26 protein-coding genes and 2 tRNA genes are annotated in these 23,127 nt (G+C 34.5%); 12 read left to right on the top strand and 16 right to left on the bottom strand.

The window, feature by feature from the left end:
- Positions 1 to 20: 20 nt before the first annotated feature.
- The 3 genes from C4F50_RS22925 to C4F50_RS22915 form a co-directional block, all read right to left on the bottom strand.
- Positions 21 to 971, bottom strand: coding sequence for an ABC transporter ATP-binding protein (locus C4F50_RS22925; RefSeq protein ID WP_194140962.1), 951 nt, complete (start codon positions 969 to 971; stop codon positions 21 to 23).
- A gap of 106 nt (positions 972 to 1,077) precedes the next feature.
- Entirely contained in the window at positions 1,078 to 1,773 is a 696-nt protein-coding gene (locus C4F50_RS22920; RefSeq protein ID WP_194140961.1) for a YiaD family glycine zipper/OmpA-like lipoprotein, read from the bottom strand.
- Between the two features lie 19 nt (positions 1,774 to 1,792).
- Positions 1,793 to 2,293, bottom strand: a complete 501-nt coding sequence (locus C4F50_RS22915) for a lipocalin family protein (RefSeq protein WP_194140960.1) — start codon at positions 2,291 to 2,293, stop codon at positions 1,793 to 1,795.
- A 203-nt stretch (positions 2,294 to 2,496) separates the two neighbouring features.
- On the opposite strand from C4F50_RS22915, the gene htpG reads away from it, so the two are divergent.
- The 5 genes from htpG to C4F50_RS22890 all read left to right on the top strand — a co-directional run bounded on the left by htpG (position 2,497) and on the right by C4F50_RS22890 (position 8,605).
- The gene (gene htpG, locus C4F50_RS22910) at positions 2,497 to 4,380 is read left to right on the top strand and encodes a molecular chaperone HtpG (protein WP_194140959.1); all 1,884 of its coding nucleotides are present in this window, start codon (positions 2,497 to 2,499) and stop codon (positions 4,378 to 4,380) included.
- Positions 4,381 to 4,625: 245 nt separating this feature from the next.
- A complete protein-coding gene (locus C4F50_RS22905) occupies positions 4,626 to 5,297 on the top strand; it encodes a hypothetical protein (protein WP_194140958.1) in 672 nt (223 codons plus the stop codon).
- 179 nt (positions 5,298 to 5,476) lie between these two features.
- A complete protein-coding gene (locus tag C4F50_RS22900) occupies positions 5,477 to 6,742 on the top strand; it encodes a patatin-like phospholipase family protein (protein ID WP_194140957.1) in 1,266 nt (421 codons plus the stop codon).
- Positions 6,743 to 6,902: 160 nt separating this feature from the next.
- Positions 6,903 to 7,721, top strand: a complete 819-nt coding sequence (locus C4F50_RS22895; protein ID WP_194140956.1) for a hypothetical protein — start codon at positions 6,903 to 6,905, stop codon at positions 7,719 to 7,721.
- A gap of 131 nt (positions 7,722 to 7,852) precedes the next feature.
- On the top strand, positions 7,853 to 8,605 hold the full coding sequence (locus tag C4F50_RS22890; protein ID WP_194140955.1) for a DUF4369 domain-containing protein: 753 nt from the start codon (positions 7,853 to 7,855) through the stop codon (positions 8,603 to 8,605).
- Between the two features lie 177 nt (positions 8,606 to 8,782).
- Here the strand turns inward: C4F50_RS22890 and C4F50_RS22885 are convergent, their stop codons facing one another.
- From C4F50_RS22885 to idi, 9 genes are all read right to left on the bottom strand, one after another.
- Entirely contained in the window at positions 8,783 to 8,944 is a 162-nt protein-coding gene (locus tag C4F50_RS22885) for a hypothetical protein (protein WP_194140954.1), read from the bottom strand.
- Between the two features lie 105 nt (positions 8,945 to 9,049).
- Positions 9,050 to 9,505 (bottom strand): DUF5362 family protein, encoded by a 456-nt coding sequence (locus C4F50_RS22880; protein ID WP_194140953.1) that lies wholly within the window; start codon positions 9,503 to 9,505, stop codon positions 9,050 to 9,052.
- 279 nt (positions 9,506 to 9,784) lie between these two features.
- Positions 9,785 to 9,861: transfer RNA gene (locus tag C4F50_RS22875), tRNA-Thr, on the bottom strand.
- A 103-nt stretch (positions 9,862 to 9,964) separates the two neighbouring features.
- Positions 9,965 to 10,038, bottom strand: a tRNA-Thr gene (locus C4F50_RS22870).
- A 76-nt stretch (positions 10,039 to 10,114) separates the two neighbouring features.
- Entirely contained in the window at positions 10,115 to 10,381 is a 267-nt protein-coding gene (locus C4F50_RS22865; protein WP_194140952.1) for a hypothetical protein, read from the bottom strand.
- A gap of 57 nt (positions 10,382 to 10,438) precedes the next feature.
- A complete protein-coding gene (locus C4F50_RS22860; RefSeq protein WP_194140951.1) occupies positions 10,439 to 11,407 on the bottom strand; it encodes a type I phosphomannose isomerase catalytic subunit in 969 nt (322 codons plus the stop codon).
- A gap of 62 nt (positions 11,408 to 11,469) precedes the next feature.
- Entirely contained in the window at positions 11,470 to 11,928 is a 459-nt protein-coding gene (locus tag C4F50_RS22855) for a peroxiredoxin (protein ID WP_194140950.1), read from the bottom strand.
- A gap of 3 nt (positions 11,929 to 11,931) precedes the next feature.
- On the bottom strand, positions 11,932 to 12,342 hold the full coding sequence (locus tag C4F50_RS22850) for a 6-carboxytetrahydropterin synthase (RefSeq protein WP_194140949.1): 411 nt from the start codon (positions 12,340 to 12,342) through the stop codon (positions 11,932 to 11,934).
- Between the two features lie 23 nt (positions 12,343 to 12,365).
- Entirely contained in the window at positions 12,366 to 12,893 is a 528-nt protein-coding gene (gene idi, locus C4F50_RS22845; RefSeq protein WP_194140948.1) for an isopentenyl-diphosphate Delta-isomerase, read from the bottom strand.
- Positions 12,894 to 13,186: 293 nt separating this feature from the next.
- On the opposite strand from idi, the gene msrB reads away from it, so the two are divergent.
- Positions 13,187 to 13,747: a peptide-methionine (R)-S-oxide reductase MsrB gene (gene msrB, locus C4F50_RS22840; RefSeq protein ID WP_228012119.1), complete on the top strand. Its 561-nt coding sequence runs from the start codon at positions 13,187 to 13,189 to the stop codon at positions 13,745 to 13,747.
- A gap of 14 nt (positions 13,748 to 13,761) precedes the next feature.
- Complete coding sequence (gene msrA / locus C4F50_RS22835) at positions 13,762 to 14,367, top strand: peptide-methionine (S)-S-oxide reductase MsrA (protein ID WP_194140947.1); 606 nt, start codon at positions 13,762 to 13,764, stop codon at positions 14,365 to 14,367.
- A gap of 80 nt (positions 14,368 to 14,447) precedes the next feature.
- Here the strand turns inward: msrA and C4F50_RS22830 are convergent, their stop codons facing one another.
- The gene (locus tag C4F50_RS22830) at positions 14,448 to 14,885 is read right to left on the bottom strand and encodes an META domain-containing protein (RefSeq protein ID WP_194140946.1); all 438 of its coding nucleotides are present in this window, start codon (positions 14,883 to 14,885) and stop codon (positions 14,448 to 14,450) included.
- A gap of 246 nt (positions 14,886 to 15,131) precedes the next feature.
- On the opposite strand from C4F50_RS22830, the gene C4F50_RS22825 reads away from it, so the two are divergent.
- From C4F50_RS22825 to C4F50_RS22805, 5 genes are all read left to right on the top strand, one after another.
- Positions 15,132 to 16,541 carry an aminopeptidase P N-terminal domain-containing protein gene (locus C4F50_RS22825; RefSeq protein WP_194140945.1) on the top strand — a complete coding sequence of 470 codons (1,410 nt, stop codon included), beginning with the start codon at positions 15,132 to 15,134 and terminating at the stop codon, positions 16,539 to 16,541.
- 32 nt (positions 16,542 to 16,573) lie between these two features.
- Positions 16,574 to 17,134 (top strand): hypothetical protein, encoded by a 561-nt coding sequence (locus tag C4F50_RS22820; protein ID WP_194140944.1) that lies wholly within the window; start codon positions 16,574 to 16,576, stop codon positions 17,132 to 17,134.
- Between the two features lie 180 nt (positions 17,135 to 17,314).
- Entirely contained in the window at positions 17,315 to 17,776 is a 462-nt protein-coding gene (locus C4F50_RS22815; RefSeq protein ID WP_194140943.1) for a DKNYY domain-containing protein, read from the top strand.
- 40 nt (positions 17,777 to 17,816) lie between these two features.
- Positions 17,817 to 18,491 (top strand): hypothetical protein, encoded by a 675-nt coding sequence (locus C4F50_RS22810; protein ID WP_194140942.1) that lies wholly within the window; start codon positions 17,817 to 17,819, stop codon positions 18,489 to 18,491.
- A gap of 68 nt (positions 18,492 to 18,559) precedes the next feature.
- Positions 18,560 to 19,519 (top strand): quinone oxidoreductase family protein, encoded by a 960-nt coding sequence (locus C4F50_RS22805; protein WP_194140941.1) that lies wholly within the window; start codon positions 18,560 to 18,562, stop codon positions 19,517 to 19,519.
- Positions 19,520 to 19,659: 140 nt separating this feature from the next.
- On the opposite strand, the gene C4F50_RS22800 is transcribed toward C4F50_RS22805, so the two are convergent.
- The 3 genes from C4F50_RS22800 to C4F50_RS22790 all read right to left on the bottom strand — a co-directional run bounded on the left by C4F50_RS22800 (position 19,660) and on the right by C4F50_RS22790 (position 23,109).
- Complete coding sequence (locus tag C4F50_RS22800) at positions 19,660 to 20,748, bottom strand: DUF6630 family protein (RefSeq protein WP_194140940.1); 1,089 nt, start codon at positions 20,746 to 20,748, stop codon at positions 19,660 to 19,662.
- 24 nt (positions 20,749 to 20,772) lie between these two features.
- Entirely contained in the window at positions 20,773 to 21,474 is a 702-nt protein-coding gene (locus tag C4F50_RS22795) for an SMI1/KNR4 family protein (RefSeq protein WP_194140939.1), read from the bottom strand.
- A 75-nt stretch (positions 21,475 to 21,549) separates the two neighbouring features.
- The gene (locus C4F50_RS22790; protein WP_194140938.1) at positions 21,550 to 23,109 is read right to left on the bottom strand and encodes an NAD(P)/FAD-dependent oxidoreductase; all 1,560 of its coding nucleotides are present in this window, start codon (positions 23,107 to 23,109) and stop codon (positions 21,550 to 21,552) included.
- Between the last annotated feature and the right edge of the window lie 18 nt (positions 23,110 to 23,127).

Raw genomic sequence — 23,127 nt, 5'->3', positions numbered from 1 at the left:
TAAATTAACGGGTTTCTTTTTTATAAATAATTCAAAGCCAAGAAAACTTCCTGCTCCAGCGGTAAATCAATTTCGCTTTCAAAAAAGATCAACTGTCTTTTGTAAACCGCTTCGATCAGATAGTGGCTTCCTCTAAAATACGTTTTTCTGATTTTAACCAAAAGTTTCGATTCTGAAACCATTTTAAATTGATGCGGATAGACTAAAGTTTTATGATTTTCATCTTCGTAAGACAATAATAAATGAGTCGGAATTTCATTTACTTCTCCAAACAAAGAGGCAACGTATTTAGTCTGCGGGTTTTCATAAATTCGATTTGGATCGTCTTTTATAACCACTTCTCCATTTCGCATCACAATGGCCTGATCTGCAAACGACAAAGCATCTGTGCTGTCATGGGTCGCAATAATACAGGTAATTTGTTTTTGTTTTAAGTAACGGAATAAATTACGGCGAAGCGCATTTTTTCTAAAAGCATCAATCTGGCTAAAAGGCTCATCCAACAGAATTACTTCTGGCTCCAGGGCCAAAACCCTGATTAAAGCGACACGCTGCTGTTGTCCCCCGCTTAGAAATTTAGTTTTAACATTAGCAAACTGTTCCATTTCTACCATTTCTAATAATTCCTGAACACGAAGTTTTTTCATATTCGCAAAACCATTAGAAAGAAATTTTCCAACATTCTCTGCCACTGTTTCATAAGGAGACAAATCAAAATCCTGCGCAAGGTATTTCATGTAAGGCATCCCGGGAATCAAATTGAATTTTGGTCCCAGAACAGGCTTGTCTCCGTAAAAAATCTGTCCTTCATCCAAATCATACAATCCATAAATCAGTTTGAGCAGCGTGCTTTTTCCGCAGCCGCTTTCGCCAATAATCGAAATGTTCTGACCTTTCTCTATGGTAAAAGAAATGTTTTTAATGACAGGATTTTCGGTATACGAAAATGATATATTTTGAATGTCGAGCATGAGTTACAATTGAGACGTCAAATTTACGATGTTTAATTTCTAAAGTCAAAAAAAAGCTGCTTCAAATATGAAACAGCTTTTTTTTATAATTTATTTTGTCTGAAAATTATTTTCCAGCTTCAGCTTTTGCGTCATTTACCATTTTGTCATTTGCTGTAATTGAGAATTCAACACGACGGTTTTGCGCTCTTCCTTCTGGAGTTTCGTTTGTTGCAATTGGATCAGCAATTCCTAAACCTGAAGTTTTAAAACGACTTGACTTTAACCCTTTAGAAACTAAATAAGCCTGCACAGAAGCTGCTCTTTGTCCTGAAAGTGTTAAGTTATATTCTGGTTTTCCTGTACTGTCAGTATATCCAAAAATCTGAATATCAGTATCTCCATATTCGTTAAATACAGGTACCAATTTATCTAAATTCGCTTTTGCCTGAGCAGTCAAAGTTGATTTATTAGTGTCAAAACGAACTGAATTTTCATTTAAAGTTAAGTGGATTCCTTCTCCAACTCTTTCTACAGAAGCACCTGGTAAAGCCTGATCGATCTGACGAGCTTGTTTATCCATTTTGTTTCCAATAAGAGCTCCGGTTCCACCACCAACAGCTGCTCCAATCGCAGCTCCTAATGCAGCATTGCCGCCTTTCCCTAAATTATTTCCTAAAACAGCTCCAATAACACCTCCTGCAACTACTCCAATCCCAGCTCCTTTTTGTGTATTATTTGCATTCTTTACTGAGTCACAGCTTGTAAAAAAGCTTGTTAATACTAGTAAAGTACTTAAACCTAAAACAGTTATCTTTCTCATTTTTTATATCTTTAAAATATTAATTAGCTCTTTGAAATTGGTACGTCACATCTTTAACCTGACCGCCGACATTGATATTATCTACTAACTGAAAAGAAGATTCAGTTACACCGGCAACTTTTAATAAATAACCGTCTCTAACCTTTTTCGCTTTTTCACCAGCATCAAGAATTTTAAGAACCAAAAGTCCCTGATCATTGATACTCCAAACAATTGGCGAACTAAATGAAGTACAACTTGGCGATGTTAAATTCATTGTACCTTTATTATTATTTGAAATAAAACTCCAAGTACTGCCAATAAAACATTTTGAATCGGCTAGATCAAAAGAATTTACTTTGATATAGTCAGACCCTGGATAAGATACATTTGTAAGAACCCAGTTTCCTTTTAATGCTACTTGAGTCTTTCTGTCAAGTTTAGTTGAAAGTGTTGTAGCCTCAGTTGAAGCTGTCGACGAAGCCGATTTACACGCAAAAAACATAGCGGCAATCAAGCATATAAAAATACTCTTCTTCATTTTGTACAATTTTTTATAGATTAATAACTTGCCTTTTTAACAATTATTGTACCACAAATATACGATTCATTAAGGAATTTTATGTTTTACAATCTATTTATTTTCTTTCAAAATTAACATTTCCGACATTTTGTCACCCAAAAAACAATTGGTATTCTATTTGACTAAATGAAAATCATCACATTAAAATAAAAATTAAAAATATGGCAACAGGTAAAATTAATGTTTCAGTAGAAAACATTTTTCCTTTAATTAAAAAGTTCTTATACAGCGACCATGAAATCTTCTTACGTGAGCTTGTTTCTAACGGTACCGATGCTACTCTAAAATTAAAACATCTTATCAGCATTGGCGAAGCTAAAGTAGAATATGGCAATCCGATCATTGAAGTTAAAGTGGACAAAGAAGGAAAAAAAATCCACATTATTGATCAAGGTTTGGGTATGACTGCTGATGAAGTTGAAAAATACATCAATCAAGTCGCTTTTTCTGGAGCTGAAGAATTCTTAGACAAATACAAAGATTCTGCTAAGGATTCTGGAATTATTGGTCATTTTGGTCTTGGTTTCTATTCTGCTTTTATGGTTGCAGAAAAAGTTGAAATCATTACAAAATCGTACAAAGACGAACCAGCCGCACACTGGACTTGTGACGGAAGTCCTGAGTTTACTCTTGAACCAGCTGACAAAACTTCACGCGGAACAGAAATCATTCTGCATATCGCAGAAGATTCTTTAGAATTCTTAGAAGATTCTAAAATCAGCGGTCTATTAAACAAATACAATAAATTCATGCCTATTCCGATTAAATTCGGAACTAGAACAGAGACACTTCCTAAACCAGAAGATGCTCCAGAAGATTATGTTAATGAAACTGTTGAAACAGACAACATCATCAACAACCCAAATCCAGCGTGGACCAAGCAGCCTTCTGAATTATCTGATGAAGATTACAAAAGCTTCTACAGAGAATTATATCCAATGCAGTTTGAGGAGCCTTTATTCAACATTCATTTAAATGTAGATTATCCTTTTAACTTAACTGGAATCTTGTATTTCCCTAAATTAGGAAATGACATGCAGATCCAGAAAGATAAAATTCAACTGTACCAAAATCAAGTTTATGTAACTGATAATGTAGAAGGAATTGTTCCTGAATTTTTAACAATGCTTAAAGGTGTTATTGATTCTCCAGACATTCCGTTAAACGTTTCTCGTTCTGGATTACAAGCCGACGGTGCGGTTAAGAAAATCTCGAACTACATCACTCGTAAAGTTGCTGATAAATTAAAAGCATTATTTAATGAAAATCGTGCTGATTTTGAGGCAAAATGGAACGACATTAAAATCGTTTTAGAATACGGAATGCTTTCTGAAGATAAATTCTATGAAAAAGCGGGCGCATTTGTTTTGTACCCAACGGTTGACGATAAGTATTTTACGCTTGACGAATTAAAAGAAAACCTAAAAGAAAATCAAACTGATAAAGACGGTAAACTAGTTGTTCTTTATGCTGGAAACAAAGATGCACAACACTCTTATATAGAAGCAGCAAAAGAAAAAGGGTACGAAGTACTGCTTTTAGATTCTCCTATTATTTCGCATTTAATTCAGAAAATAGAAGGCGACAACAGCGATTTAACTTTTGTACGTGTCGATTCTGATCACGTTGATAATTTGATCAAAAAAGAAGAAAATGCCATTTCTAAATTGTCTGATGATGAGAAAGCAGCTTTAAAAACTTCTTTAGAAGCTTATATTCCAAAAGCTTATACAGTTCAATTAGAAGCTATGGACAGTCAGGCAGCACCTTTCATTATTACACAGCCAGAATTTATGCGCAGAATGAAAGAAATGAGTCAGACTGGCGGCGGCGGTATGTTCGGAATGGGCAATATGCCGGAAATGTACAATCTAGTTGTAAACACCAACTCTGATTTGGCTTCCAATATTTTGAATACCGAAGACAAAACACACCAAGAACATCTGGTAAAACAAGCTTTGGATTTGGCTAAATTATCACAAAACCTATTAAAAGGTGAAGCGCTTACAGCTTTTGTAAAAAGAAGCTTTGAGATGATCAAATAATATTTAGGTTTACCAAACCTAAACATAACTCTAAAGCCCTGCAAGTTTAACTTGCAGGGCTTTTTTTTGGGCCAGCCTATTAAAAAAACAATTATTTGCATTTTAGATCAGCGCAAATAATTAACTTTAAACTTATATTTTTCAAGCACTTAAGAAAACTATTCGCACATTCTAAATCTTATTCATAAAAACAATGGGAGCCCGCCAAAAATCCTAAACAGAGTAGGCAGACAAATATTAATACTATGTTCTACGTAAGATTAAACAGATTAAGAATCATGAAAAATGGTGACTTAATAGGAAAAGGAGAAATTCAATTTATGAGTTTTATCAATCAATCGTCCGATAGTTTTCCAAATCTGAATGAGTTTTTTGAAACTAATGACGAAGCAAGAAAAAAAGAAATTATAAAAGATTCTGTCTCCAACGTCATTCAGTCCAGAATTCTAATGACTATTCACAAAGTAAAAGACAAAAGCCTTATCACTTTTGGCGATACTGGTTATATTGTTTACAAAAGCGAAAAGATCCCAAAAGATTTCAGCTGGCAGATTATTGGAGTTGAATTGGACAAAAAAACACGTGATAATGCTGGATTGATTAAGGCCGTTCTAACCGATTCGAATATAAATGTGATTACAAAAGGAATAGAAGTGCTGGCTAAAACAAGTAATCCTATAAGTGGTGCCGTTGTGGAACTTTCTAAATTAGTCGTCGGAATAATTTTAGACATTGCAAAAAACAAGAAAGACGATCAGGTCGGGTATTATCTAAGTTCTTTTATTGAAAAATTAGATTATCCAAACGGAATCAGAGACCGACAAGATGTACCTGATTTAACAGGGAATATGTTTGTAGACTATTCTATTTTTGGCTATGATGATTATGCTGTAAAAGCTGTTGAAGCACTACAATAAAAATTATAAAACTATAGTATCCATAAATCCCGCAAATTAAGTTTTACGGGATTTTTTTGGTTTTAAAAACTATGTTTCAAAAAAGGGGAATTCTCCCCTTTTATCAAAACCATACTTTATATAATTTTGATTTTCAATATTTTACAAATAAAAATAGTACCATCAAAATTCTAGAAATCATGGACAAGAAAAAATTTACTGAAAATGGAGAAGTTCTAGCAATTTTAAAAGATTTAAAACAACAGATTAAGGACAAGAAATTCTCTGACATAACAGACAAAAACAATTACCAGTATGTTGATCTTGTTCAGGAAGGTGGCGGCGTTCTCGGAATTGCCTTAGTAGGATACGTCTATATTCTAGAACAGGTTGGAATTCGTTTTTTGAGTCTGGCCGGAACTTCTGCAGGAAGTATTAATACTATTTTGATGGCTGCTGCCGGAACTTGCGACATTCAAAAATCCGAATGGATTTTGGATTGTTTGTGTAATAAAAATTTATACGATTTTGTAGACGGCGACCGCGACGCCAAAGAGTTTATAGATACCCTGCTAAGTGACGCAGGCAACTTAAAATTGGTTCTGAAAGGATGTCAGGTTGTAGACAATTTTAAAGATGATCTGGGCTTAAACCCTGGAAACAATTTTCATCAATGGATGACAAATCTGCTTTCTCAAAAAGGAATAAAAAACTATGGCGACTTAAAAGCATTACGTCAAAAAGGCGTTTCAGAAAAAAATCAATTATACCGCTTGGACAAACCCAATCCTGGTGAAAAAGAAAATTATACACGCACAGATCATTGGAGCGAACTGGCCATTATTGCTGCCGATATTACTACAGAAAGTAAAATTATTTTTCCAAAAATGATTGATCTTTTTTATGCGAATCCAGAAGTACAGAATCCCGCAGATTTTGTTCGCGCTTCAATGTCGATTCCGCTTTTCTTTTCTCCTTTTAAAATAAAAAATATTCCGACCGGAATTGAGGCTTGGAATAAATGGAATGAAGCAACTTGTTTGAGAACATCTGTTCCGTCTGAAGTCATGTTTATGGACGGCGGTATTATTTCTAATTTTCCGATAGATATTTTTCATGAAAACAACAATGTTCCAGCTTCCCCTACTTTTGGAATCAAATTAGGATACGATAAAAACGAAATCAATACCAACGAAAAAATATCCAACGTGATCAGTTCCCTTTTTGATACAGCGAGATACGGCTACGATTCTGAGTTTTTAAGAAAAAATCCAGATTTTAAAAATCTTATTGGATATATTGACACTGGAAGCCATCATTGGCTCAATTTCAATCTAACCGAAGATGCCAAAATTGATTTATTCATTCGCGGCGCTCAAAAAGCAGCAGAGTTTTTAACCCGTTTTAATTGGGAAGAATATAAAAAAATCCGAAAAGCGAAGAGCGATTACTATAAATCTGTTTAAATATTTTATCCCTTTTTTATATTGTTTTAATTAGATAATTTTCAGCTGAAATCGGCGTTACAATATACTACAAGAGGTCTTAATCCAGATTTCTAATTTGTAATTCGATTTTTTTATTACATTTGAATACCCTTTTTATCTAACCAAAAACAAAAACACTATGAAAAAAACTGTTATTTCTTTAACCGCTGTTTTTGCAGCAGCATTACTGTATGTTTCTTGTTCCAACGATGACAACAAAAACATTACAACATCAGATTATACAATGGTAGGTGCTTCTACAGCGATCGATGCCGCTAACGAAATGGATGTAAATACAGCTCTTTCTGTAACCACTACTCCTAATACCACAAAACCTGCTGAAACACCAGTTGGTAATTGCACTACAATAACCGTAAGCGGTACTACTTATCCAAGAATCTTTACGGTAGATTTTGGAACTTCAGGCTGTCTTGACGGAAACCTTACAAGAAAAGGAAAATTAGAAATCACTCTTACTGGACCTGTTACTACTACAGGAAGCAAAATGACCATTAAAAGAATTGATTATTCTATAAACAATTTAAAACTAGAAGGAACCATAGAATACACCAATACCACTACCGTTGCAACTGTACCACAATGGACAAGAAAAGCAACTAATGGTAAATTAACCGATACTCAAGGCAGAGTCTACCTAAATTCTGGCACGTATACTACCAAACAAACCGCAGGCGTTGACACTCCATATGTTTTATCGGATAATGTTTATGAAGTTCCTGAAGGAGCACATACCGTAACCGCAGGAGACGGAACAGTACTGACACTGACTGTTCAAGAAACGCTTATTAAAAAATATTCTTGTCTTTTTATCTCTAAAGGAAAAGTAAAAATTCAGGGAGGAATATTAAACGGAGTTATTGATTACGGAAACAACGACTGTGATCCTAAATACGTTTATACACACGAGAACGGAAGCAGTATTGAGCTTTCGCTGTAAGCAAATGATTTCAAAAGATTTAGAAATCCCAATTTAGAAATAGATTGGGATTTATTTTTTTCAAAAATAAAACAGCAGTCTCTATACATTTAAACAATTTTCTTTATTTTGCAGCAAAATCTAAAAAACCAATGAAAAAAACTATTATTGCCTTTGCTGCCATTTTACTTGTAATGGCTTGCAGCAAAAAAGAATCTACTGACGGTCTTCATATCACAGGAAACATTAAAGGACTTAAAAACGGAACTCTTTATATTCAAAGAATTGTAGATACTTCTCTTGTTGTAATTGACAGCATTAAAATTGACGGAAATTCTACTTTTGAAACTAACATCAAATTAGATTCTCCAGAAATGCTTTACCTATTTTTGGACCGCGGTGTAACCAATTCGTTAGACAATAATATTTTATTCTTTGCTGAGCCAGGAAATATTAATATCGAAACCAACCTTGACAATTATATCTCAAGTGCAAAAATAACTGGTTCTAAAAATCAGGAATTATATGAGCAGTTTCAAAAAATAAATTCTCGTTTTATCGACGAAAATCTTTCTATGGTAGAGCCGCGTTTTAAAGCCATTAAAAGACAAGATCAAAAAGCTCTGGACAGCCTTACTCTTAAAGAAGAGTCTAATATTAAAAGAAAGTATTTGTACGCAACCAACTTTGCTTTAAATAATAAAGATTACGAAATCGCGCCTTACATTGCTTTATCTCAAATTTACGATATCAATGTTAAGTTTCTGGACACAATTGAGAAATCAATGAGCCCAAAAGTAGCAAAATCATTATACGGAAAGAAATTGACTAAATATGTAGCTGACATTAAAAAACAACAGGAATCTGCTCCGGCAACTCCTGCAGCTGCACCAGCACAAGAATAATTGCAGTTTTAAATATTTACAAAAAGTCCTGAATTTTCAGGGCTTTTTTTATATCCATTTTTTATAAAAAAAACAAAGCTCAACCCAGAGCAGCCAAATAAAAATTAATATGACAATATAACTATACTGCCGCTTTTATAATGCATCCTTAGACAACTCAACAGATTTGTCAATACCTCAAGCATCGCTGTTTTCTAATCCTTTTTTTGCATTATAACCAAACTTATACAAAAAATATACAGAAAAAAAATATCCCGTCAGAATCAGATAAAAAACATTCAAAGCAGTTCCGAAATTATTCATCAGCTCTCCTGTTCCCAAGACTGACTTTCCTTCCATTGGCGCTTTATTAGTTTTGGATAATCTAATTTGAAATTTAACCGCATAAAAAAAGCCCTGATACAAATTATATCAGGACTTGGAGTCTTGCGTTATATTATTTTATTATCTGCCAAATAAACCGCCTAAAACAGCAAAGACAATTATCAAACCATATAAAGCTAAAAGAACCAAAACAAAGATTCCGATAAATTTATAATGTGATTTTAAATATTGAAATGAAGTTGTCAGCGCTTCAGAATCATTTTCTCTAAACGCTTTTTTTGCATTTGAAGCAAACTTATGCAAATAATACACTGGGAAGAAATAAATTGCCGCCATAGCAAAATAAATAAAACCCATCATAAAGCCCAAACTGCCTCCTTGTATTCCTCCTCCAAATACCCCTCCAAATGCTGAGAATAATGTTCCTGCGAAAACCGCAATAATTAATAAAAGACCAATTCCTACATAGCCGAGGATTGACAAGAAATAAGCCCATTTTGCTATTTCTTTAACAAAGTCTTTTGCAGCAAGGTCAAGCTGCAAATCAAATTTTTCGAAAACTGATGTTTCTTCCATTAGGTGTTTATGTTTTTGGTTAAAAAACAAACATAGGAAAAATATTCTAAAAATTTCACTTTGTTTAAATTCCAATTTTCAAATTTCAAACTTGAAGCCTAAAACTGAAACGATACTAAATGTTATCTTTTTTTTAATGCCAAATTATCTTTAACGGCAAAATGTGCAAAGGTAAAAGCGCAAAGTCCGCAATGCTTAAAAAAACTTTGCGGACTTTGCGGTTCAATTTTATATATAATTTTAGGACATAAAAAAACCACCACAAATTGTGATGGTTTTTGGAGCCGATAGAGGGACTCGAACCCACGACCTGCTGATTACAAATCAGCTGCTCTAGCCAGCTGAGCTACATCGGCGTATTTTATTTTACAGATTTTAGTTTGATTTTTTAAGTTTCAAAACAAACCTGCCTTCATTTTTAAGTAAAAAACCATTCGCAAAAGCGAATGGTTTCCGTTGAGCCGATAGAGGGACTCGAACCCACGACCTGCTGATTACAAATCAGCTGCTCTAGCCAGCTGAGCTACATCGGCCTCATTACGGGTGCAAATATAAAGCGGTTTTTCGTTTCTCCAAAATAAATTTGCACTTTTTTATACTTTTTTTTGCTTATAATGCGTTGATTTTTTCAATCAATTGATTAGCAGTTTGTTCTAACTCTACATTAATTTGCTTAAAGTGCGCTTTTTTGTTTTCAACGTTCTTTGCGTTTACTTTTGTGATCAAAGTATCAAATGCAGCAATAGCTTCATCGATCAAAGCATTCGTTTCTGGAGTTGGATTTCCTTCTGTTGACATCTCAAACAAGTAAACTGCCTCAATAATATCTCCTAATACGAAGTTGATGTCTTTCTTTAAATTCTTAACGTTTGCCATTTTTTTTATTATTTTAATTTGCGTCTGCAAAAGTACATATAATCTTTATATTTACTGCTATGAAATGTAAATTTCTAAAATTGAAGCTTTTCCGCTCAAAACAAATGCATTTATCGCAGCAGGAACCAAAACAGTATCTCCTTGTTTATAGATTTGTTTCAAACCATTATATTCTATTTCAAAACTTCCTTCGATACACATATAAACAGTAAATGTCTCGCCAGATTTTACCGTTTCAATTTTTCCGTCCAGCGGTACAAAATTGGTTGTAAAATAAGGACAATCCACAACTGTATTCGAAGAATTAATTTCTGATGTGTATTTTTTCTGAGTATCTACTTTATTATAGTTAATAGCGTCAAGAGCCAGATCAACGTGAAGTTCACGCTTATTTCCCTGCGCATCAACACGGTCAAAATCATAAAGACGATATGTAATATCAGATGTCTGCTGAATTTCGGCAACAACCAATCCCGCCCCAATGGCATGAACTGTTCCTGTTTCTAGAAAGAACACATCTCCTGATTTTGCCTTTACGTCATCCAAAATAGAAACTAAGGTATTATCTTCTAAATGTTTTAAATATTCTTCTTTACTAGAATTCTCTTTAAAACCAACAATAATCCTAGCATCGGCATCGGCTTGCATTACGTACCACATTTCGGTTTTCCCAAAAGAATTATGACGTTCTTTTGCCAGTTTATCGTTTGGATGCACTTGTATAGAAAGATCTTCTCTAGCATCTAGATATTTGAAAAGAAGCGGAAATTGTTTTCCGAAACGCTCGTATACTTTTGTTCCTAAAATTTCATTTGGTGTTTCATTAATAAGTTCCATTAACGATTTTCCTTTGAAATCTCCATTTGCCACCACGCTCACATCTCCCTCAACGGTAGACAATTCCCAGCTTTCGCCAGTAATTTTAGAGGTGATTGGTTTGTTTAACAATGTTTTGAGTTTTTCTCCTCCCCAAATTCTTTCTTTTAGAATTGGCTCAAATTGTAAAGGGTAAAATTCTGGTTTCATATTTTAATTTTAAGGCTAATATCTACATTAATTTAATGAATGATTAATACTGTTTTTTGAATCTACAGTACTAATTCTTTTATTATTTCGAGGGCTTTAGGAATATGTTTTGCCGCATTTATACTATCAAAAATATAAATAACAACTCCATTTCGGTCTATAACATACGTTACTCTTCCCGGCAGAAGTCCAAACAAATTATTTTTAACACCAAAAAGCTGTCTTAATCTTTTGTCCTGGTCAGACAATAAAATAAAGGGCAGATTGAGTTTATTGGCAAATTTATTATGCGACTTAACACTGTCGCTGCTAATCCCGATTACCTCGGCTCCTAAATCTTTAAAATCTTCGTATTGGTCTCTAAAACTGCAGGCTTCAGTAGTACAACCTGGTGTATTATCTTTTGGATAAAAATAAATCACCAATGGTTTTCTTCCTAAAACATTCTTGCTTTCAAAAATTTCTCCGTGATTGTCTTTTGCAGTAAAATTCGGAACTATATCTCCTATTTTTAATGACATTTTTTATTCTCCTTTATAAGTTACAAAATTGCGATCCGTTTCATGCAGTACAATTTCTAAATCAAAATCGGACTGAATTCTTTTTTTAATTTTATTCCATATCACAACAGCAATATTTTCTGCGGTTGGATTTAAATCTTGAAATTCTGGAACATCCAGATTCAGATTTTTGTGATCAAACGGAATTTCTACTTCTTCTCGTATAATATCCGCTAATACTTTCACATCGAGGACAAAACCAGTTTCGGGGTCAATTTTTCCTGTAACACTTACTGTTAAACCATAATTATGACCGTGAAAATTGGCATTGTTGCATTTTCCAAAAACAGCATCGTTTTTTTCAAATGACCAATCTTTTCTATGTAGTCGATGAGCAGCATTAAAATGTGCTTTTCTTGATATGGTTACTCTCATTTAGGTTTGTTTGGTTAGTCTGGTTAAAGCTTATGATCTTCTAAATAATGATAGAATTCGTCAAAAATAATTTTAAACCAAACGGTATATATTTCGGGCTGTTTTTCTATGTCTGATTTTACATCTTCTATTTTCATCCATTTCCAATCTTCAACCTCTTCTGTATTGATGTTCGGATTTTCATTAAAATAACCAATCATCACATGATCCAATTCGTGCTCGGTCAAACCATTATCAAATGGTGCTTTATAAATAAAATGAAACAGTTCTTTCAAATCTGTTTTAAAACCCATTTCTTCAAATAATCTTCTGCTTCCAGCCTCAATATTGCTTTCGCCTTCGCGCTGGTGGCTGCAGCAGGTATTGGTCCAAAGCAGCGGCGAGTGATATTTTTGATGCGCTCTTTGCTGCAGCATAATTTCATTCTGATCGTTTAAAACAAAAACTGAAAAAGCGCGGTGCAAAAGTGCTTTTTCATGCGCTTCCAGCTTTGGCATCAAACCAATCTGCTCATCATTTTGGTTTACTAATATTACGTTTTCTTCTATCATAAGGCTTATTAATCAAGCAAAAATACGAAAAAAGAAATGGCATGAAAATCCAAACCAGCTTTGTACTGTTCTTAGCATTGAAACCAATCTTTATTTTATTGATTTACAATATGCTAATTTCTTTTAATTTTTAAAAGCCGTTAAAATTAAGACATAAAAACTACAATGCGCAATTTTACGTAACTAATAAAAAGTTAAAACACACTTAAAAAAATCTGAATTGTTTCTAATTTGATATTTCGCGCTCAATCTCGTTGTATCTTTGAATCAAGAAGTTAAAAAACTGAATAATTATGCCACTCAAACTCCGATCTCAAGTCTACAGTCTTTTTGTTTTATTTTCTTTTTTTATGTTTCAGGCATGCGCTCAGACTACGAAAAATAAAACCGAAAAAAAATCCATCACTGCCAGTCAAATAGAAAAACCCGGGAATCCTTATTATTCGAATACCGATACTACAAAACTAAATGTAAGTGATGCGGAATGGAAAAAAGTATTACCCGAAGACGTTTATGCCGTAATGCGTGAAGCAGATACCGAAAGACCTTTTACTGGTAAATACTGGAATACTAATGAAAAAGGAACATATTACTGTGCTTCTTGCGGGAATAAACTTTTTCGTTCTACAGCAAAATTTGCCAGCAGCTGCGGATGGCCTAGTTTCTTTGAACAAAACAATAAAAACAGCATTGTTTTTAAAGAGGATAACTCAATTGGGATGGAGCGTACCGAAACGCTTTGCGGCCGTTGCGGCGGTCATTTGGGACATATCTTTGATGATGGTCCTGAACCAACGGGAAAACGCTACTGCATGAATTCGATTGCGCTTGATTTTATTCCTGATTCTAAATAAAAAAAAATCTCCTTATGAAAAATATACTCTTAATATGTTTTTTGGCGCTTTCGCTAAAGGGCATTTCGCAAAATAAAAAATCAAATCTCGAAACCATTACACTCGGCGGCGGCTGTTATTGGTGTGTTGAAGCAGTTTATGAAAATCTGGACGGTGTCAAATCGGTTGTTTCTGGTTTTTCTGGCGGAAAAATTGCTAATCCTTCTTACGAAGAAGTTTGTACAGGAACAACAGGTCATGCAGAAGTGGTTCAGATTACTTATGATAAAACTATAACCAATATTAATGAAATCTTTAAAGTATTCTTTACCGTTCACGATCCGACAACTTTAAACAGACAAGGCGCAGATGTGGGGACGCAATACCGTTCGGTAATTTTTTACAAAAATGAAGAACAGAAAAAAGCAGCTCAAAGCATTATTGCAGAATTGAATAAAGCAAAAGTGTACAACAGCCCGATTGTGACAAAAGTTGAACCTTTTAAAGCATTTTACAAAGCCGAAGACGATCATCAAAATTATTATGCAAACAATAAAAACCAGCCGTATTGCAAAATGGTGATTCAGCCGAAATTGGAGAAATTTGAAAAGGTTTTTAAAGATAAACTGAAAAAGAAATAAGACGCTTTAATAAAGTGCATGTAAAACAAAAGGCAGCTGAATAATTTCAGCTGCCTTTGTTTTTAATCCGAAATACAAAACTATTGTTTTGCTATTTTTTTAAAGCGCATCATCGGCACATCGCCCTGAATCAGATTTAATTTTCCGTCTTTATCAATTTCGTAGCTTGTAATTTTTTTCATTTGCTGTAAAAACTGCTCTTCTCCTCCACCCTCACAAAACATCATGGTTGCAGGACCTGGTTCTCCAAAAGTCAATAAATTTTCGTTTAAAGTGTAAGGTGCTCTGTAACCGTTGCATCCGTTATTACCATAAACTTGTTTTTCTTTTTGATCAAAAGTGATCTGTGGTTTTTTATTTGGATACAATCCCTCAAAAGCAATTCTTGGCCCCGAAATATATTCCAGCTCCCAAGTGGTACCGTAAAGATTTCCTGAACTTTTGGTTTCTTGCGACGTTTTACAGGAAGCAAATAATAAAGTTAAAACAGAAAGAAATGCAAGTGTGTATTTTTTCATAAAAGTTCTTTTTAAAGATTACTATAATTTGTTTTTTGAAGATCAAAAACATTCTTTCAATATTCATGCCCTTATTACAGATTTTAAGCGTTAAATTTTCATTTCTAACCCTTATTTTCTAACTCTAAGTTACAGCTTTTTCTTTACTATTCTACCAATCAAACCATTAAAGAACAAAATACGCTTTCATTTTTTTTGTACTTTGCAGTGATCAAAAAACAAAAATCATCACCAAAAACAAACAAAATGAAACAATTCCTATTATTGTTTGCCTTCTTGTTTACAATCGCTCCGATTGAGGCACAAGAAAACTTACCAACGGATTACCTTACTAAAGAATTCCACAAAGGACGCCGCGAAGCTTTTAGAAACCTTATGCCTCCTAATTCTGTTGCGGTCGTTTTTTCGTATCCAGAAAGAGTTTTTTCGCAAGACATCAACTACAACTATCACGCAAATCCTGATCTGTATTATTTAACAGGATATAAAGAGCCTGATGCGGTTTTAGTTCTTTTTAAAGAAAGCCAAACAACAGGAAATGACACATATAATGAAGTTCTTTTTGTGAGAGAAAGAAATGCAGCACAAGAAACCTGGACCGGAAGACGATTGGGTGTCGAAGGTGTCAAAGCAAAACTTGGTTTTACAGCTGTGTACAACGGAAAAGGCTTTAGCAGTTTTGCAATTGATTTTAAAAAATTCAGTAAACTAATTTACGATAAAATTCCAACAGATCTTTCTGGAAACAATAACCCAGGTCATCTTCATGCCCTACTTCAAACTTTTAAGGCAAAAGCCGGCATTATTCAGGAAGATAAAACTGCTGTTGATCTGTTTATCAAAATCACTACTGACCTGCGCGAAATAAAAACGCCGGAAGAAATGGTTTTGATGCGCAAAACAGTAACGCTTTCCTGCATTGCACACAATGAAGTTATGAAAGCTGTCGGTCCCAACATGAGCGAAAATGAAGCTGACGGAATTCACGCTTATATTCACAGACATTATGGTGCCGAAGACGAGGGCTATCCGCCAATTGTAGGCGCTGGTGCAAACGGCTGTATTTTACACTATGGAGAAAACAATGCCTCGAAAATGGACAACCAATTATTATTGATGGATGTTGGCTCAGAATATCACGGTTATTCTGCCGATGTAACCAGAACAGTTCCGGCTAACGGAAAATTTTCTGAAGAACAAAAAGCCATTTATCAAATCGTTTATGATGCGCAGGAAGAAGTTTTTAAACTTTGTAAAGAAGGAACGCCTTTTCAAGACATAAACAAAAAGGCAAAAGAAGTAATCGCAAACGGATTGATCAAACTTGGCATTATTACAAATGCAAAAGAAGTAAGCAAATATTATCCGCACAGCTGCTCCCATTTTCTTGGATTAGATGTTCATGACAAGGGAAACTATATGAGTAAATTAAAAGAAAACATGATTATTACTGTTGAACCCGGCATTTATATTCCGGCAAACAGTAATTGCGATAAAAAATGGTGGAATATAGGCGTGCGTATCGAAGACGATATTTTGATCCAAAAAGATTCCTTCGAAAATCTTTCGGCAGCATCTCCAAGAAAATGGCAGGAAGTAGAAGCTTTAGCGAAGCAAAAGAGCACTTTTAATGACATGAAATTTCCAAAAATATAATTTGAATATTCGCCTAAATACTAAATCAAACAATGAAAACATTTTTTAAATTGATTGTACTGTCCTTGCTTTTTGCCGCATGCAATCAAAATACGAAGTCCGAAATTGAGAATACTAAAGAGAAAGATACGGTCTCAAAAACCGAAAAAACTGTATCAGAACCAGCTGCTACTATTACAGAACAGCAAAATCAAAATAAGGATTTAGAAGAATTATCTGCAATAGAACTTCTTAAACCGCAAAGCAAAAATGTATTTAAAAAATATGGGATAGAGTTTACCGGCAATTGTTACGCCTGCGATCTGGCAGTTTTATCGATAACAAAGAAACAGATTAAAATGACTAATGTCTGTAATGACCAAGTAACTCAGGAGGATGAAATTATCGAATTTTCGGAATCTGATAACGTAGTACAATTTAAAACCAAGCGCAATAATTTCACATTAACAAAAATTGATAAAGCACCTGTTTACGAATTGAAGATTACAGGAGATACTACTAAAATTAAAGATCTGAGAATTTCAAAATATTACACAACACATCAAATGCTTGATAAGTTTGAGGAACATGACTGCGGTGATTTTCAGGGATAAAAAGTCCTGTGAATATAATAGTAACACTCCAAAACAAATATGACCAGACTTAAAACTATTTTATCTTTCGGATTTCTATTCTGTTTTTTGACCGTTTGCAATAGTCAATCCCAAAATAAAAAGCAGAATAGCACACATAATGTTTATTCAGAGAGTGGTTCCAAACTTTGCAAATGTCCCATGCAGTTTGACCTAAAAGACAGCATAAAACTGACGCATATCAAAAATCAGTTTTATAGAAGTGAAACCGGACATCTTTACGAAAAAACAATCGCCGCAAAAGAAATAAAAAACAAACTGACAGATTTTACTTATTTCAACGGATCTCTTTTTCAACAAATAGACCCAATCACTTTTCGACCGCTTGACGGCTGGTATGCAAAAGACCAAAACTATGTTTATTTCTATAGACCTACGAGCGGCGGTATGCAGCTTTCGAAAATCAACAACGCAGATCCTAAGACTTTCAAGCTGCTTTCGGGACATTATAGATATGCCAAAGACAAAAATTATTTCTATGACGAAAGTGAAGTTATTTCCGGCTTTACTCCTTCTAAAACAAATCTCAAACTAGATCGTAAAAAGCGAGTATCTGAAATGAGCTGCGACACAAAAAAATTTAAATTTGAAGTTGTTGATTAAGAAAATAAACTAGTAAAAAATAAAAAATCAATTCAGGAGAATGAAAACGAAACGATATTCATTGCTGTTATTCTTTACATTGCTAATAGCGTGCAACAGCCGCAACGAAAAAGTAAAAGAAGCTGCAAAAACAATTACCAAAGACACTAGCGCAGTAGTAGAAACAAAAAAGAAACCGGACGACAAGTCGGTTTATGATTCAAAATTTATTGAAAAAGAAAATATCTTAATCAATGGAAACAAAGTAATCGTATCAAAACAGGAATTTGAATCTATTTACACTAAAATTGATTCGACCAAAACGCAGATCTGGGAATGCGGCAGTCCCTTTGAGTGGCTGGATGAAAAATGGATGATTAAAACTTATGGCCAGAAAACTTCTGACATGGGAACGTTTAAAACATTTAATGGAGAGATTACAACCATTTATACCCAAAATATCCAGTTTGCAACCAACAACCATATTGTATTGTTTGACACCGGTTTTGCAGATCAAAATTCTTTTAAAATTATTTCGCACAACATAACATTAGATAAAAACACCACATTAAAAGAATTCAGAAAGAAGTTTCCGAATGCAGAAATGGAAAAAACAGAAAATGAGAATGAAGTACGGTTTAGATTTTATTTGGACAAAGTAACTGACGATGCTTTTCTATTTTATTTTAAAGATGGAAAACTAAATTATGTTACTTTGTGGTGGCTTTTATGTTAAAGCCTATTCACATGAATATTTACCAACTTCAATTTTTACTTATTTTGCATCCCTTAATGTAATTCAAAATGAAAGCACTTACTTTTTCTACTTTTGGAAATTCTGATGTTTTAGAATATATAGAAATCCCGAATCCCGAATTAAAACCCGACGAAATTTTAGTCGAAATGAAAGCGATCGGTTTGAATTTTGCCGATGTTTACCGTCGAAAAGGAAATTATCATCTTAAAGGAAATCCGCCTTTTATTGCCGGTTACGAAGGCGCCGGAATTGTTATTGACGCCAATACCAATTCTGAGTTTAAAATTGGAGATCGTATTGCCTTCGCGGATGTTCCTTTTGCCAATGCGGAGTTAGTTGCCGTAAATGTAAACCACGTTTTACCTTTGCCAGATGCTATTTCTTTTGAGACCGCAGCTTCAATTCTACTGCAGGGTTTAACAGCACATTATTTAGCCACAGACAGTCACAAAACAACAGCAGGCGAAACGGTTTTAATTCACGCTGCCGCTGGCGGAGTTGGTCAGTTTCTAACACAAATCAGTAAATCTTTGGGCGCAAAAGTAATTGGCTTAACCTCATCTGCAGAAAAAGCAAAAGCCGCAATCGAACAAGGTGCCGATCACGTTTTATTATACAATGACGATTGGAAATCGGAACTTTTTAAAATAATACCCAAAGGTGTTGATGTAGTTTACGATAGTATCGGAAGCACTTTGGCAGAAAGTTTTGAAGTTACCAAAGAATGCGGTCAGGTTGTTTTCTTCGGAATGGCAGGCGGTGATCCCGCACTTGTAGATCCGAGAATGCTGATGGACGGCTCGAAAACCTTAACCGGAGGCGATTTATGGAGTTATTTAAATTCTAAAGAAGAAAGAATCAAGAGAGCCAGTCAACTATTCAATTGGATTATCGAAGGAAAATTAAAGCTTTCACCGCCAACATCTTTCAAATTATCAGAAGGAAAACTGGCTCACGATTATCTCGAAAGCCGAAAAAGTACAGGGAAGATTATTTTGATTCCTTGATATTTAGTTTTCAGTCTCAGTTTTTCACAATCTTGTCACACTGACGAAGGAAAGATTCCACTAGGAACTCTACACTGACTGTCATAATCTTTGTCGAATTTCTTATGTGATCCTTCCTTCGTCAGTATGACAAATAGTAACTACAACTGGTTTATTTCAATCTTAGTCAATTGAGACAATTCTAAAATTCTGCCTACGTCATCTTTATTAGCTACAAAAAACAAATAATTATCGCCGTAAGTATCGTATGTCATTAATTCAAGATCATGTTTTTCTAATGCCGATTGAATGTACGGAAACAAATCATGGCTGTAGGTTTCTTCAGGATATTCGAAGTTTAAATCCTCGCCTATCATTTCAGATATAAAATATTCTGCATCTTCGGGGTCAAATTTCCAATCGCTGTTCCAAGCATCTATCGTTTCAAAAAAGGCAAAATGACCTTCTACTTTATCGTAATATTCTTTGGTCTCTTTCTTGAAATCCTTGAACAATTTTTTAGATTGTTTTTTAAGTTCTTTTTCTTCGATATTTCCTCTAGAAACCAACTGAATAAACTCTTCAAAAGTCGCTTCAGTAATTGTTTCTTCTTCAATCAGATTTTCTGCAGAAGGAAGTGCTACTGTTGTAGGAATTTCAATATTCAAATACTGACAGATTCCCTGCAGCACCAATTTAAAATCTTTAATGCCAATTTCCTGAGTTTCGTTTTTTGGATTGGTAAAATCGAGATATTCTGTATCTAATAATCCTTTGGTGTAGTCTGTAAAATGCGTGCTGGAATACAAAATCCTGAAATCGTTTGTTTCTAAACTGTTCGTAGCACAAAAAAAGATTATAAAGTTATTGAGAACCCGTTTAAAATATTTTTTCACTTCGGCACTTGGAGCAGAATAAAACTGAATATGAATAAAATCATACTCTAGTCCTTCTTGAATATTTTCTTCTGGAACAGGACCGATATTAATCTTTTTATAAAGTTCATTTAAGACTTCATACGAATTCTTAAACCCCGCTTTTTTAATTTCAGCGTGCCCTTCATCGTGGTCAAAAGAACCTGGGAAATAAAATAAATTAACAGTCACATTTTCCTGAATCCCTTTTACTTTGAACTCAAAACTTCCCTGTTCGTTATATAAATACGAATAAATCGGATCGATAACATCAAACGAGATTATAGACTCAGGATCATTATTTCTGTTGAATAAATTTGAAAAAAAGTTTTTCATGTAAGTGGCGTTTAGAGTGGAGTATTATTCATTTGAATATTTAAAACTTTTATTCATTTTATCAAAAAGAATCACTTCGTTAACAATGGATTCTAACTCGTGATCGGTCAACAATCCTCTTGCGGATTCTTTTATTTTTGGCGAAACATTTATTTCATAATCAATAATTTCGCGGGTCAAAATTTCTTCCAAAATTTCATTTTGACGCGTGGTTAAATATTTCTTATGAGATCTAAAAACCGATTCGATATCGCTTCGAAACTCTTCGTCGCTAAGTTCGTTGTAAATATCTTTTTTGGACATATCGATCAATAAGACTTTAAAGATAAAATCCTGCAGGTTTTTTGCCAGATAATCCACTTCATTCATATCATGCCAGACAAATACGATCGGTACATCTCCATTATTTTCTTCGTTTAAGAAAAAACAATAATGATCGCCGCCGCCGCTTTTTGCAAATGGAATAAACCTAAATTCGGGATTTATATTGCGATAATCTTCAGGATCTCTTAAATCTTCAATTTCCTGGGCAACAGATTTCAAATTCAAAGATTCAAAATCATAAGAATGCAGTAATAAAGGCGGGTTATTTTTTAAGGTTGGATACACTTCTGTATACCAATTTGGCCCGTATTCGCCGACATCCAGCATACTATCGGCATCTAATTGTTTGTATAAAAGCGGATAACTAAATCCGTATTTTGTTTCTATTTCTTGTATGGTCATCTTTGGGGAATATTCTATTAGAATTAGAATACTAAGATAACAAATCTTTTACTACACAAAAAATGCGAATCCCAATTATTTCAAGGATTCCGCGATCATCAAGGCACATTTTTCGCCATCGATTGCTGCAGAAATGATTCCGCCGGCATAACCTGCACCTTCTCCGCAAGGATACAATCCTTTAATCTGCAAATGCTCTAAAGTCATGGAATCTCTCGGAATTCTAACCGGTGACGAAGTTCTGCTTTCTGGAGCATGCAAAATAGCTTCATTGGTTAAATAACCGCGCATTGATTTTCCGAATTCTTTAAAACCTTCGCGTAAGATCTGCGATAAAAATCCCGGAAAAACCTGCCCCATTTCTACAGAAGTCGTACCCGGAACATATGACGTTTTCGGAATATCTGCTGAAACTTTATTTTGTGTAAAATCAATCATTCTTTGTGCCGGAACTTTTTGAGTCTGCCCCGCCAAATGCCATGCTTTTTGTTCGATACTTTTTTGGAATTCCATTCCGGCCAAAGCACCAAATTTTGCAAAAGGCTTAAAATCTTCCAGTTTTAATTCAATTACAATTCCAGAATTTGCCGTTGCCTGATCACGTTTAGACGGCGACCATCCGTTGGTAACCACTTCTCCCGGACTTGTTGCACAAGGCGCAATCACACCACCCGGACACATGCAAAAAGAATACATGCCGCGGCCGTTAACTTGTTTTACAATAGAATACGGTGCTGGAGGTAAATGTTCGCCTCTGTAATCGCAACTGTATTGAATACTGTCTATTAATTCCTGAGAATGCTCTGCACGAACTCCTAAAGCAAAAGGTTTTGCTTCTATAAAAATTTTCTTTTTATCTAATAATTCAAAAATATCGCGAGCCGAATGTCCCGTTGCCAAAATCAGTTTATTAGCATTGATGGTATCTCCGTTTTGCGTTACGACGCCATCGACTTCATTGTTTTTTACTAAAATATCTGTAACTCTGGTATCAAACAAAACCTGACCGCCAAACTCGATAATTTTGTTTCGAATGTCTTCAATAATTTTAGGCAGTTTATTGGTTCCAATATGCGGATGCGCTTCAATCAAAATATCTTCTGAAGCTCCAAAAGCAACCAAAAGCTCTAAAATTCGGGTTACATCACCACGTTTTTTAGAACGGGTATACAATTTTCCGTCTGAGTATGTTCCCGCGCCGCCTTCGCCAAAACAATAGTTAGAGTCTTCGTTAACGATATGCTCTCTATTAATTGCTTTCAAATCGCGTCGACGTCCGCGAACGTCTTTTCCGCGTTCCAGTACAATTGGTTTCAGTCCTAATTCAATTAATTGCAAAGCCGCAAAAAGCCCAGCCGGACCTGCCCCAACTACAATTACTTCCTGTGCTTTAGAAACATCTCTATACAAAGGCAGCTCAATTTTAGTTTCCTGAAAAGGTTCGCCTTGTAAATAAATAAGAACTTTCAAATTGATTTTAATTGCCTTTTGACGCGCATCTATAGAGCGTTTCAAAATAGAAACATGCTGTATTTCTTTTACAGAAACTTTAATTTGTTTAGACAAATGGTCTCTTAAAAGTGATTCGTTTGCAGCAATTTCTGGCGTTACCTGAAGTAAAAGTTCTCTTGGCATTGTATCTTATTTATTCTA

Source organism: Flavobacterium hungaricum (assembly GCF_015182285.1).
Taxonomy (GTDB): Bacteria; Bacteroidota; Bacteroidia; order Flavobacteriales; family Flavobacteriaceae; genus Flavobacterium; species Flavobacterium hungaricum.
Note: the sequence above shows the minus strand (reverse complement) of the source record. Positions and strands in the feature narration are given on the sequence as shown.